Origin of the sequence: Helicobacter macacae MIT 99-5501, from assembly GCF_000507845.1 — a bacterium.
Lineage (GTDB): Bacteria > Campylobacterota > Campylobacteria > Campylobacterales > Helicobacteraceae > Helicobacter_B > Helicobacter_B macacae.
Genome location: NZ_KI669455.1, coordinates 369,884 through 383,056, shown reverse-complemented (window position 1 = coordinate 383,056; position 13,173 = coordinate 369,884). Strand labels below are relative to the sequence as shown.

Annotated in this window: 12 protein-coding genes; 4 read left to right on the top strand and 8 right to left on the bottom strand. The window is 42.3% G+C overall.

What is annotated here, in order from left to right; genetic code table 11:
- Positions 1-131 precede the first annotated feature (131 nt).
- Entirely contained in the window at positions 132-3,026 is a 2,895-nt protein-coding gene (locus HMPREF2086_RS09140; RefSeq protein WP_023928522.1) for a hypothetical protein, read from the top strand.
- Here HMPREF2086_RS09140 and HMPREF2086_RS09135 read toward each other — a convergent pair.
- The 3 genes from HMPREF2086_RS09135 to HMPREF2086_RS09130 form a co-directional block, all read right to left on the bottom strand.
- Positions 3,011-3,283, bottom strand: a complete 273-nt coding sequence (locus HMPREF2086_RS09135; RefSeq protein ID WP_148374520.1) for a hypothetical protein — start codon at positions 3,281-3,283, stop codon at positions 3,011-3,013. The genes HMPREF2086_RS09140 and HMPREF2086_RS09135 overlap by 16 nt on opposite strands.
- A gap of 11 nt (positions 3,284-3,294) precedes the next feature.
- A complete protein-coding gene (locus HMPREF2086_RS12400; protein ID WP_267902093.1) occupies positions 3,295-3,429 on the bottom strand; it encodes a hypothetical protein in 135 nt (44 codons plus the stop codon).
- A gap of 390 nt (positions 3,430-3,819) precedes the next feature.
- Entirely contained in the window at positions 3,820-4,020 is a 201-nt protein-coding gene (locus HMPREF2086_RS09130; protein WP_148374519.1) for a hypothetical protein, read from the bottom strand.
- Positions 4,021-4,279: 259 nt separating this feature from the next.
- Between HMPREF2086_RS09130 and HMPREF2086_RS12395 the strand changes: the two genes are divergently transcribed.
- Positions 4,280-4,414 carry a hypothetical protein gene (locus tag HMPREF2086_RS12395; RefSeq protein WP_267902092.1) on the top strand — a complete coding sequence of 45 codons (135 nt, stop codon included), beginning with the start codon at positions 4,280-4,282 and terminating at the stop codon, positions 4,412-4,414.
- A gap of 164 nt (positions 4,415-4,578) precedes the next feature.
- Complete coding sequence (locus HMPREF2086_RS09120; protein WP_148374518.1) at positions 4,579-4,803, top strand: hypothetical protein; 225 nt, start codon at positions 4,579-4,581, stop codon at positions 4,801-4,803.
- Between the two features lie 71 nt (positions 4,804-4,874).
- Here HMPREF2086_RS09120 and HMPREF2086_RS09115 read toward each other — a convergent pair whose 3' ends face one another.
- From HMPREF2086_RS09115 to HMPREF2086_RS11020, 5 genes are all read right to left on the bottom strand, one after another.
- Positions 4,875-6,014 (bottom strand): ubiquinone/menaquinone biosynthesis methyltransferase, encoded by a 1,140-nt coding sequence (locus HMPREF2086_RS09115; protein WP_023928520.1) that lies wholly within the window; start codon positions 6,012-6,014, stop codon positions 4,875-4,877.
- Entirely contained in the window at positions 6,011-7,444 is a 1,434-nt protein-coding gene (argH, locus tag HMPREF2086_RS09110) for an argininosuccinate lyase (RefSeq protein WP_023928519.1), read from the bottom strand. Before argH ends, HMPREF2086_RS09115 begins: the two co-directional genes overlap by 4 nt.
- Positions 7,445-7,474: 30 nt before the next feature.
- Positions 7,475-7,930, bottom strand: a complete 456-nt coding sequence (gene hemJ / locus HMPREF2086_RS09105) for a protoporphyrinogen oxidase HemJ (RefSeq protein ID WP_023928517.1) — start codon at positions 7,928-7,930, stop codon at positions 7,475-7,477.
- A 243-nt stretch (positions 7,931-8,173) separates the two neighbouring features.
- Positions 8,174-9,310, bottom strand: a complete 1,137-nt coding sequence (locus HMPREF2086_RS09095) for a DUF7488 domain-containing protein (RefSeq protein WP_023928515.1) — start codon at positions 9,308-9,310, stop codon at positions 8,174-8,176.
- Complete coding sequence (locus HMPREF2086_RS11020; RefSeq protein WP_023928514.1) at positions 9,307-10,587, bottom strand: tetratricopeptide repeat protein; 1,281 nt, start codon at positions 10,585-10,587, stop codon at positions 9,307-9,309. Before HMPREF2086_RS11020 ends, HMPREF2086_RS09095 begins: the two co-directional genes overlap by 4 nt.
- A gap of 414 nt (positions 10,588-11,001) precedes the next feature.
- Here HMPREF2086_RS11020 and flgE point away from each other — a divergent pair, with 414 nt between their 5' ends.
- Positions 11,002-13,167 carry a flagellar hook protein FlgE gene (gene flgE, locus HMPREF2086_RS09085; protein ID WP_023928513.1) on the top strand — a complete coding sequence of 722 codons (2,166 nt, stop codon included), beginning with the start codon at positions 11,002-11,004 and terminating at the stop codon, positions 13,165-13,167.
- Positions 13,168-13,173: the final 6 nt, after the last annotated feature.

Genomic DNA, 13,173 nt, shown 5'->3' with positions numbered 1-13,173 from the left:
ATTTTTTCTTTCATTTAAGAAACATTTAAGCTACATTTACTTATCATTTACTTTGATTTTTTCATTACGAACAAGTGTTCTTGCTACCCAAAATCCAAAACGCAAGAGTAAAACACGAAAGGAGATGCAAAATGAAAAAAGCAAATTTCAATGCGATTAACGCTATAAACGAGAGAGAGAGAGAGAGTAGCTCACGCTTAAGTGGAATCTCAATCAGTTCCCCCTCCCTTGCAAGCGGGCTAAATCCAATCAGTTCCCCCTCCCTTGCGGAGGGGGCTAGGGGGTGGGTAGATACCACCTCCGCTTCTCAAGTAAAGTCAGCAGTTGCTAGCAATGCGAATTTCGCAAGTATCTCAAAAGCAGATTCTGTCCTAAGTGCAAAATCTCTCAAAGATACCCACCCCCAAACCCCCTCCGCAAGGGAGGGGGCTTTAAGAGTGGCAAACACCCTCACTTTGAAAAAAGTGGATTCAAGGGAGGGGGCTTTTGCCCTCCCCACGCACGAAGTGGCAAAAAGCACGGTTACTCTAAGGGAGGGGGCTTTTAAAATCGCCAACAGCACAAGCCAACAAACCACCCCAAGCAAACCCAAACGCCTAGCACTATCTCTAGCCACTGCTAGCATTCTAGCTAGTGGTGCTCTAGACATCGCTGCAGCAGCTTGTAGGTGGAGTGAGGATTGGAGTAGAGGCGATGCCAACTCACACGGCGTAGGACGATATGAGAGAGTGGATTGCACAGGTGTTTCTAATGTCGTGCAAAATGCTTTTAGGGGCTCAAACTACTACCGCGAAACAAGATACTATCTAAGTGGTAGCACAAATGATAGAGCCATAAATTACACTTTCCAAAAACAGGGTGGCACTGCTTATCACAACAATTACATTCAAGAAGTCTACTTCAATAACTTCAGTGCGCCAAACACGAGTGTTTCTCTCACAAACGGAGGTAATAATAATGGCAACATTAGTATGGGATTCTCTGCAAAAGCGACAAGCTTTGGAAGTCTAAGCCTTAGTGGTAATTGGAATCGCGGCGTATCTATCACCAACTCCACACTTGGTAGCTTTACCAACCAAGGGATTATCAACAGACTAAATGTGAATAATGAGTATGGTGCTTCAAATATCGGTAGCTTTAGTAACTCTGGCACGATAACACTTATGTATGTCAATGGTGGCTCGCGTATCGGTAGCTTTAATAACACAGGCACGATAAACACAATAAATGTCGGTGATAGAAATGTCAGCAACTCTGGCTTTCTAAATGACTTTAGCTCTGGCACGATAAACACCGTAAATATCTATAACACCTCCATAACCATACAAGGTAGTGCAAGCACTTGGAATGGAGGCACATCTAGTGGAGAGCATATACTAGGAGGAGCAAACACCACCATAAACATCGCTGATAACTCTATCCAAATCCAAGCAGGAGATGACATACAAGTAAATGCTGTGTATTTGTTTAACTCCCTTGTAAAGAAAAATGGCGCAGGACAGAGTGGCATAAGCTATCGCCACTTAGCTGATACAGCTGGACTAAGCCTAAAGCCTGCCAAAGGTGGACTAATGATAAGTGCAGACATCGCTACTAGCTATGGTGCGAGTGCATATCGTGCGCTAGTGCTATCTATACTGCGCCGCAATGCTATGACGCAAAACATACTAGATACGATGACGACTAAGACATTCCATAGCGATAGGTATTACAATCAAGAAGTAGAGCTTCGCTTGCTTCAGTATGACTTGTCTCGCTTGACAAATCGCTCTAGCAAATTCTCTAAGCAAACGCGCAAAAATCAAAGCAAAGTCGATAAAGTGCGTGAAAAAATGGCAAAGCTAACCCTAGAGCAATCTAAAGGACAAAATCTAGATAAGGGCTATAATAACTTTGAAGTCATAGACCAACTAGATGCAATCTTTATCCCTTACACAGGTAGGCGAGATTGGCGTTTCTTTGCACTTCCTTATGCTAGCCATAGCTATGTGGATTTAGGTGCTTCTAGTGCTATGGAATACGCAGGTGGTGCAGTATTTGGCGTGCAAAGAAATTTGCGAAGTGCTGGAATCTTTGGTGGCTATCTAGGATATGAGTTTGTAAATACTGATACCGAGCTAGTAGGTAATGTCGCAACTAGAATCCAAACTCATAGCTTACAAGCAGGGCTAAACTACTTCCAAACATTTGCGATTACTTCTAAGCTATGGGAAGGGTTTATAAGAGCAAATATACGCGGTGGTGTGGATATGCCACAATTTAATATGCAGGCTAGCAGCTACAACCTAAAGCTAGAAAGCAATAGTGATAAAGTGCCATTGATGCTAATGTATAATGTCGGTGCGGAAGTCAAAGGTGGGCTTACATTTTATCAATTCAAACGCAATAGCTATGTAAGCCCTGAAGTAAGCCTAAGCTATGATATGATTTCTGCTCCAAAAAGCTGGATAGAAAAACCACTAGATACTGTAGGTGGTGCAAGCTATCGCCCACTAGGAGCACACGAATACTACAATGCAGTGTATTGGCATTTACCACAGCTAGGTGCTGCGGTGCGCTACTACAAAATGTGGGGCAATACATTCCGCACAAACCTAAAGGCTGGAATCAAGTATAATATGCTAAATAAGCAAAAAGCATATATCCAAATCGGTAACCTAAAAGACACTAGCGAAATCACTTTGCCTGCAGTGTATGGAAACCTAGCATTTGACTTTATCTGGATGATAAAGAAAAACCACGAACTTAGCTTTGGCTATGATGGGCTATTCTATGCTAGCACATTTGCCAAAGAGCGAAACATACGCGGGCAAATGGCAAAAACTGCGGATTGGTTTAATGGTGTAACCACTACGCTAAACTTCAAATACGCGTATTGGTTTGGTGGCTCTGACTATGTAACTGACAAAGACGGAAATGCTGTATCTCGCTCCATAGCAGAGGGCAAAAAGTCTAAAAAAGGCAAGAAGTCTAAGTCTAAAAAGTCAAAGAAGTCTAAGAAAAAAGTCTATTACATTGATGGGTAAGCGGGCTTGTGTAGAGATTGTGTAGGGATTGTATAGATTTGTGTAGATTGAGTAAGCGGGCTTGATTGATAGGGGACAACACTATATAATTCCCCCTCCTTTACAAGTGAGGGCAAGCAAATTAGTTCCCCCTCCCTTGCGGAGGGGGCTAGGGGGTGGGTAACCATTTGATAAGCGAGGGGATTAGATTCGCTTAGACTAAAGCACTCGCTTGTCATACTGCGACAACAATTTGTCATACCGCAACTTCTTGTCATACTGAGGGCTTTTAAGCCCGAAGTATCCACTCCCCCTCCATTGCAAGTGAGGGCAAGCAAATTATTTCCCCCTCCCTTGCAGAGTTACCGCTCTTTTGTTCCCCCTCCCTCTGCGGAGGGGGATTAAGGGGGTGGGTATATTGCATAGATTGAGTAAGCGAGCTTTATCCAATCGTCATTGCGAGCGAGCAAAGCGAGCGTGGCAAAACAAGCGAAGCGCAGTTTCTTTAGAAAACAAAATGAAGCACCATTAGTGCGGATAATGGATTGCCACGAGAATTCACTTCGTTCATTCTCTCGCAATGACGGAAAGCATTGTCATACTTAAACGAAGCGAAGTATCCATTCCCTCTCCCTTGCTAGCGACAACCTCAAGATTCTCCTCCATTGCAAGTGAGGGCAAGCAAATTATTTCCCCCCTCCCTTGCGGAGGGGGTTAGGGGGTGGGTATATTACATAGATTGAGCAAGCGGGCTTTCTCCAATCGTCATTGCGAGCATTTGGAATCGTTAGTATTCCAAATGCGTGGCAATCTATCAGGTATTATTGCCTTTTTCTGCGTTAATGTTTTTTTTGATTTTTATAGATTGCCACGAGAATTCACTTCGTTCATTCTCTCGCAATGACGGTGTGGTGGATTGCTTTGTTGTGTTAAGTCCAATGCCTCGCAATGACAAATATGATACCCACCCCCAAACCCCCTCCGCAGAGGGAGGGGGCTTTTTATTTCTTGTCATAAGAAAAAAGCCAACATAAAAGCAAGTGTTAGCAAAAGCAAAACACGACACAAAAAAGCATTTTTACATTTCCTACAGCCATAGCAGTCTACTCACATCTCTAACTTTGTCAAATGAATAGACTTTGCTTTAAGCAGGCAAAACCTTAAGCCTAACGCCACATTCTCTCTCGTTGGTGCTAGGAATGAGATTTTGCGCTATGGTTGTGGGAAATGTAAAAAATGTAAAGTAAGTGCAGTCTCTTTAGTAAATTCTCGCAATGACGAACAATCAACGCGCAATGACGAAAGACTTACCCACCCCCAAACCCCCTCCGCAGAGGGAGGGGGCTTTAAGAGAGCCAAACACCCTCACTTTGAAAAAAATGGATTCAAGGGAGGGGGTTTTGAAATAGCAAACCAAATCAGCTTGTCATACTGACTAAAACATTTGTCATACTTAAAAGCGTAGCCTGAAGCATCTAAAGCAAACTTTACTTGTCATACTTAAGGTTTGGCACAAACCGAAGTATCTAAAAAAAGATTCCAAATAGATTTTTACAAATCTATGCCTTTTTCTATGCTTTTTGTAATCTTGTATAATTCTTTGAGATATTTCGCTTACGCTCAATATGACAAATGCGGGGGCGCAAATGTGAAAGCAAAAAGTAAATGCGGGTTCGCAAGCAAGCGCAAAAGCGGTTTGCAAGCGAATGCAAATGTAGGGCGCAAATATAAGGTTTTGCATTCTGCAATATATTTGGCACAAGCCGAAGTGTCAAAAAAAATAACGCTAAATGGATAAATTACTATAATTATCTATTTTTGTAGTTCCCTTGTCATACTACTATTTTTATGGATTGTCAAAAAAAATAATCACAATTTACCTTTCACTCCTAGCACTAGATGAGAGATATTGGCACTATATCCTTTGATTTGCACTTGCTTAAATCCTAGCGATTGCAAGTCTTGGGCTAGTTTTTGTGGGCTTACAAAGCTATCCATAGAATCAGGCAAATATTTATACGCTTCATAATTGCGCGAAATCGCCCACCCCACAAATGGCAAAATCGTGCGCGTATAAATGCCTACAAATCTATCAAGCAAACTTGGGTTTGGCTTTTTGAAAAAATCTAGCACCACTAGCACGCCACTAGGCTTTAGCACGCGCCAAAACTCACTCAAAGCCCTCTCATACTCAAGCACATTGCGCAGTCCATAAGAGATAGATAGTATATCCACACTTTCTTTTTCTAGCATAGATAGATTCTTTGCTTCGCCGACTTTTATGAGGACTTTGGGGGATTTGCTAGATTGTAGTTTTTTTTGGATTTTTTGCTTGGCAATTTTTAGCATTTCTTTTGATGGGTCTATGCCGATGAGTGTGTCTATGATGAGATTTTGCTTGCTTGCTTGGGTGTGCCACTGAAGTAGCATATCGCCCGTGCCACAAGCAATATCTACGATTTTTAGATTTTGACTAGGTGGATTTTGCTCTGCTTTGCTTGCCACCTTACTTGCTATCTTGCTTGCTTGCTTGCTTTTGGCATTGTTTTCTACTTTGATTGGAGTTTTGCTTGGAGTGGATTGCAGTGCTTTATACGCTCTCTTGCACGCATCTATGCGCCACGAAATATCAATCCCCAAACTTAGCAAATGATTTGCCTTGTCATAGTCTTTGGCTATGTTATCAAACATTGAGACGATTTGCTTTTGTTTAGAAGCGATTTGTCTAGTATTTTGGGTGGTTTTATTGTTTGCTTTAGTGGTTGTTTTTGTGTTGCTTGGTTTTTTTGCTTGAGTGGATTTTGTGCTAGATTTTGTTATGTTTGTTTTTTTTTCACTAGATTTTGGCTTGTTAGATTTTGCCCTGCTAGATTGGCTAGATTTTGTCGCGCTAGATTTCACTTCACTAGCACTTAGCGTAGAGTCCAAACTCATAAGCGACAAAAAATTGGAATCTGTGGTCTTTTTTATCAGCTTTGTATTTGGCATTTTTGTGGTTTTTTTATTCATATTTGTCCTTTATATTGATATTTTTCTTCTCTTGCTAAGTTTAGCCACGACTTTAGAGAGTCAATCTGGCTTTGTGTCTGCGTGCTTGAGCTACCTCCTAGCGTGTCTCTTGAGTGCATTGAGCGCGTGAGGGATAGCACTTTTTTTGCTTTTTTTGTCGCGCTAGATTTTACTTCACATAGTAGTGTGTCTAGCTCTGCTTCCTCTAGCTCGCTTATATCCACGCCTTTTGATTCTGCGTAGGCTACGACTTTGCCTGTGATATGGTGTGCTTCTCTAAACGCCACTTTGCATTCGCGCACCAAAAAATCTGCCAAATCCGTAGCACTCAAATGCCCTACCCTGCAGGCTTGCGACATTTTGTCTGTGTCAAAGTGCGCACTTAGCAACGCCTCACGCAAAATCTTTAGGCTAATAAGCGCGGTATCTATGCTATCAAACACCGCTTCTTTGTCCTCTTGGGTGTCTTTGTTGTAAGCTAGGGGGAGGGATTTCATCGTTACAAGTAGTGAGATTAGGTTGCCATAGGCTCTGCCACTTTTGCCGCGCAGTAGCTCTGGGACATCGGGGTTTTTTTTCTGTGGCATTATCGAGCTACCTGTGGCATACTCATCGCTAAGCCTTAGCCACCCAAACTCCGCACTACTCCATAGCACCATTTCTTCGGCTATGCGTGAGATGTGCATACTAAGCATAGCGATAGCATATAGCAAATCAAGTGCGAAATCCCTATCACTCACAGAATCCATAGCATTTAGCGTAGGTGCGCCAAATCCTAGCTCTTTTGCCAAAAATTCCCTATCGTTTTTATAAGGTGTGCCTGCCAATGCCCCACTGCCTAGTGGCATAAAATCCGCCTGCTTAAATGCGCTATCTAGTCGCTCTACATCGCGCTTTAGGCTTGATACCCACGCGACTATGTGAAATCCTAGATTTACCACTTGGGCGTGCTGCAAATGCGTCATACCTGCCATAAGTGTATCCGTGTGGCGTGAAGCTATGCCTAAAAGCCCATCAATAAGGGCTAAAATCTCATCTTTTATCGCGCGGTTTGCATCTAGGACAAACATTCTAAAATCTAGCGCGACTTGGTCGTTTCTAGAGCGAGCGGTGTGGAGCTTTTTGCCAACCTCGCCTATGAGGTTTATAAGCGCGCGCTCGATGCTCATGTGAATATCCTCATCAGCAATCTCAAAGCTAAACTTACCTTGAGCGATTTGAGAGGCGATAGATTCTAGTCCTTGCGTGATTTGGCTAAGCTCATTTGCGCTTAAAACACCTATTTTGCAAAGCATTTTTGCGTGTGCTTTTGAGCCCAAAATATCATAGCTCCAAAGCCGTTTATCAAAGTTTATCGAAGCATTAAACTCCTCTAGCAATGCGCTAGAGCCCGCACTAAATCGCCCGCCCCATAGTTTTTGTTTTGCCATATTTTTTCCTTAAGTATAAGCCTTGAATGCTTAGAATTTCATCACAGCGCAAACTACGATGACTATCATCAAAATCGTTGGAATCTCATTGAAAAAGCGAAAAAACTTGCCACTAAGATTTGAGCTACCCCTTTGCAATCTACCTACCAAAATCCCACAAGCGATATGATAGAGTAGCAAAAGCAGGGCAAAAAGTAGCTTGATATGTATCCAAACACCACTTTTGAAAATCCCAAAATCACTTCCAATCATAAGCACGCCCGTGATAACGCTAGCAAGCATAGCAGGTCGCATAATGTAGGCAAAAAGGCGATATTCTTGTAGCTTGACTACGGCTACAAAATCCGCATTTGAGGAGTTTTCTGCGTGATAGACAAAAAGTCTAGGCAAATAAAAAAGCCCCGCCATCCAGCAAATAACGCTAATAATGTGTAGTGATTTGATAAGCAGGTAGTTTTGGGATAGGCTTTGAAGTAAGATTTCCATTTTGTTCTCCTTTTGGTGTTGGTTTGGCATTATTTGGGTGCTATTTGGGTGCTACTAGCTTAAAAACTATGGCAAAATTTGTCTTTGCTAGCAAAATCTCTAATCACAAATCTTGCAAACTTAAAGTAGGCAAAATCCAAAAATCAAAGCTAGATTTTTTAGGTTTTGCAGGTTTTGTCTCATTTGGCTTTTTTGGTTTTATGCCTCATTGCGCTAGATTGTTGCTAGTGTTGTTTGGTTTTGCTAGCGCATTTGAGAGCGCACAAATGCTTCCACCCCCTCGTGCAGTATAAGAAGCTCGATATTTCCATTTAGCCACGCCCTCATCAGCAATTCTCGCAAATGCCAAAATCCATCGCCTCTTTTTATAGGTGTCTTATCTATCCACAAAAGCTGGTCGCCCTCACTTAGCAAAGATAGATTAAAGGGGAGTGGCGTTTTCATAGAGCGAATCACAAGATTGCCATCAAGCCAAACACCAAACCTCTCCAAAAATGTATCGCTAAGCAAGCCACCACCTTGTCTATGCAGGACTTTGACTTCTAGGGTTTGGGCTTTGCCATTTCGCACTATGGCGACTTTGGCAGTGGAATTTGGCGTGAGATTTGCCACTTTCCATTCAAAATCTACGCTAGATTTTATGCTCTCGCCATTTATGGATACAATCTTATCGCGTGGCAAAAATGGATTGTTTGGGAAAAATATATCGATTTGCTCGACTATTATGGATTTTGGCGATGACTTGGTGGGGCTTTGCGTGGATTTGGGATTTGCGGGATTTTTTTGGGCTAGGTTTTGGGAATCTTGGCTAGATTCGATGATTCTTACTCCTATGTCGCCATAGATTCCGCCTTTGCTTGAGAGAAATCTATCAATCAAGGGCTTAGGCACGAAATAATTATCATAGGCATAAAATCCATACACTTGAAAGCAAATATTGCTTATGACAGAATCTTTTGGCAATGGCTTTGAAAACTTTGCCAAATCAAAAATCCCTCTGCCACCGCTTACCACCACTCCATTTACCGCTTCAGTGGCACTCACGCCCGCTAGAGAGAGTGAGTTTGCATAGCTGTCTATGGGCTTTATGCGGTAGCTTAGCGGGGTAGAGCCAGAGAAAAGATATAGTCCCAAAAATATATCTCTTTTGATGATTTTAGATGAGCTAAGGGGGGTTTTCGAGTAGGCAAGCAAGTATGGCTTGCCGTTGTATTGGAGTGAAAACACCCTTTTAGAATCAACAACACTTGTGGCTTGCCTATAAAACTGCTGACAAGCCTGATAGCTCATCGCATCTACTATGCTAGGCACTATGCCAAAAAGCAAAGCAAGTCTAAGACAAGCTAAAGTCGCGCAAAGAGAAAATCCAAAACGCTTCATTTTTTGTTGTTTCCTCTTCTGTCGATTCGCTGATGATTTTTCTCAAACATATCTTTATTTACGCAGCCTAGCTCCGCGCCAAGCTCGCAAGCCCTCTCATAGTATTTCTTTGCTACTTCAAGATTTTGTGCTACTCCCTCGCCTTTGTCATAGAGATTTCCTAGATTGTTGCACGCCATAGCATCTTTTAGCCCGCAAGCAGCATCATATAGCTTAAATGCCTTATCTGTATCTCTGCTCTCCTCATCAGTATCATAGAGATAGCCTAGATTGTAGCAGGCTTTGGCACTTTTCATATCGCACGCCATTTGGTAGTAGGTGTATGCTTTTTGTCTGTCTTTTAGCTTTGGTTCGTTTTCATAGAGATAGCCTAGATTATTACACGCTACTAGGCTTTGCAAATCACAAGCGACTTTGTAAAACTCCAATGCTTTTTGGGGGCTTTTTCGCACACCAAGCCCCTCATCATACATAAGCCCCATATTGTTGCACGCTTCGGCGTGCTTGGCATTGCAAGCTACTTGATACACTTCAAAAGCCTTTTTGAAATTCTGCTTCATACCATAGCCTCTGTCATAGAGTGTGCCTAGATTGAAGCAAGCCCTTGCCTCCCCAGAATCGCAAGCAAATTTATACAGCTCAAACGCCCTAGCATAGTCTTGCTCCACTCCACCATTGCCTTTTTCATAAAAAGTCCCCAAAGAACCACAGCTTTTGGGGTTGTCTAAATCACACGCGATTTGATAAAACCTCAACGCCTTATCATAATCCCTCTCTAAGCCCGCTACCTCGCTACTATGTAGCACGCCTAGATTGTGGCAAGCGTTTGCTTTTGCTTTTGCGTTTCCTTTTTCGCACGCTATATTGTAGTATTTTTGAGCGTGGATAAAATCCCTGCTTAGCTCAAAAAATGTGCCTAGATTGAAGCAAGCGTCATATTGGGAATTATCACAGCCAAGCTGAAAATAATTCTTTGCTAAGGTGGTGTTGTTTTGGGATTGATATAGCAGTGCTAGATAAGAGTAAGCCTCCAAATCCCCTAACTCAATGGCTTTTTTATACAGCGCAATAGCTCGCTCAATGTCGCCTTGAATCTCATAATTATGCGCTTTTGCCGAGCAAGTCTCTTTGTTGCAATCATCGCTAGATTCTTGTGCTAAGCCCTGTGAGGCAAATGTGCTTACACACACAGCACCTATAACGCTTACAAAAAATGCCTCTCTTAAGTGCAAAATCCACAACTTGCACAACCCCCACAAATTTACTACTTTTTTCATCGCCTTATCTCCTTAGATAAAGTAGCCCAAAGCAAGCTACTATGTTGTAAGATTTTCTTTAAGATTTTGCAAGATTTTGCCCCTTTGCTTTGGCAAAAAATGGCAAAAATGTTTGGCAAATGCACCACTAATAACAAAGTGATAACAAATTGCTAGCAAAATCTTAAAGCCTACTAAAATTGAAGTATAGGCATTTTGTGGTTAAACTTTAATAAATTGCACAAAACTTTTGCGCAATTTTGAAATATTTTGGCTTTTATGGCTTTTTTAATTCTATTTTGTCGTATTTATACTGCTTAAATGTGTTGCTTTTAGATTTTCTAGGATAATTTTTTATTTGCTTATTTTTGACATTACTTTTTGGCATAGTTGTTGCTTTTTTGCTTGCTAGCAAATTTCTCATAAAGGACGAAAATGTTACGGTCATTGTGGTCAGGCGTAAGCGGTATGCAAGCTCATCAAATCGCACTTGATGTAGAATCTAATAACATAGCAAATGTCAATACAGTTGGCTTCAAATACTCTAGGGCTTCGTTTGTGGATATGCTATCCCAAACCAAGCTGATTGCCACCTCTCCTTACAAAACGGGGCGCGGTGGACAAAACGACTTCTCTGTGGGGCTTGGTGTGAGCATAAACGCCACAACAAAGGTGTTTTCACAAGGTAGCACACAAAATACCGATGTCAAAACAGACATTGCTATTGAGGGCGAGGGATTTTTTGTCATTTCCCCAGATAGAGGTATCACGCTAAACTACACGCGTGATGGTAGCTTCCTTTTTGACGCAGATGGCAATCTCGTTACCACAGGTGGCTATGTCGTGCAAGGGTGGCTAAAAGACGACCTCAAAAATGCTTCAAAAATGAGTGAGCAAGAATTTTTCCAAATCGATAGCACAGGACCGATACGAAATATCCAAATCGACCCAAATATGGTAATGCCAGCTCGTGCTTCAGCAAATATCAAACTTCGTGCCAACCTAAACGCAGGTAGGCATGTCGACCAAAATGCCAACATTTACGCGCTAGACTCCACCACTAGCACTCCAGCTGATGGTGTGTATCCACTATATGATTCTGCGGGTAATCGCACACAATCCCAAGAAGATATGGGTGCGCTATTTAACCAAGATGGCGATGCCTTTGGACTCACAGAAAATCAAGGGATTTGGGTAAGCTACAAAACATCTACTCTAGTAAATAGCCTAATAGATACCAACGAAGTCAGCACCGTCTCAATCAATGGTAAAAAAGTATCTTTTAGGAATGATTCTGCTATGAGTGGAATCTCTACGCTTACTTCTGCGATAAATGCGATAAATGCCCTCACAGAAAAAACAGGAATCGAAGCCTACCCAGAGGGCAAAATGCTAAAAATCATCAATCGCAATGAAATGGATGGCGATGAAAAAACCAAAAATATCTTTATCACTGCAAGTGGCACGGGTGCGTTTGCCAATCTCGTAGAGGGCGATTCAGATATTACATCTTTTCGCTATCGCTATACCAAATCCGAAACACCAGATTCTACCACAGGGCAGTTTAGGACGACTGAAGAGCTAAGGCGACTACTCCAATACGATGCCAATATGATAAAATACCCAGATATGGAGTATGCAGATAGCACTGCTTCGGTATCTGTCATCGTAAATGAATATGGTATGTTTGAAATGCAAAACAAAAATCTTGAAGAGGACGATGATGAGGACGATACAAACCGCAATATGTCGATTTTCGTATCCTCTTATGGTAGCGACCAAATCTCTACAAATGTGCTATTTAAAAACACTATGCGCGGGCTAAATACCGCAGCACTTATTGAAGGTGGTGCAGCGGTATCCACTACTAGAATCAGCCACGCCACACACGCCACGACTATTGAGCTATATGATTCTTTGGGCTCAAAGCATACGATTAGATTTGAGTTTGTCAAAACAGCGCAAGCAGAATGGAGCTTTAGGGCAATCGTGCCAGAACCCGGTGTGATATATGGCTCTTCGCCTATTCGTCCAAATATCTTTGAGGGTGGGCGACTTAGATTTAACAAAGACGGAAGTTTGGCAGGTATGAATCCACCAATTATCCAATTTGACCCCAAAAACGGCTCTATCGCCCCACAAAGACTAAGCCTATCCTTTGGTGCGACAGGTGGATTTGGCGGGCTAACAAGCGTGGATAAAGTCTCAGAAACTTATGCAATTGAACAAGATGGATATGGTGCGGGAGACTTGGTAGATGTGCGCTTTGACCAAGTGGGTGCGCTTCTAGGCTCATTTAGCAATGGACGCACACTAGCCCTAGCAAAAGTCGCTCTAGCCACATTTGCCAACAACGCGGGCTTGCAAGCTGAAGGTGGCAATGTATTTTCCACCACAGGAAACTCTGGGCAAGCGATGATAGGTGCGGCAAACACAGGGCGTAGAGGTGGCGTAGCAGGCTCAAAACTAGAGATGAGCAATGTGGATTTGTCCCGCTCGCTTACACAGTTGATTGTCGTGCAGCGTGGATTCCAAGCAAACTCAAAAGCCGTAACGACTTCTGACCAGATACTAAACACACTGCTAAACCTCAAACAATAATATGCG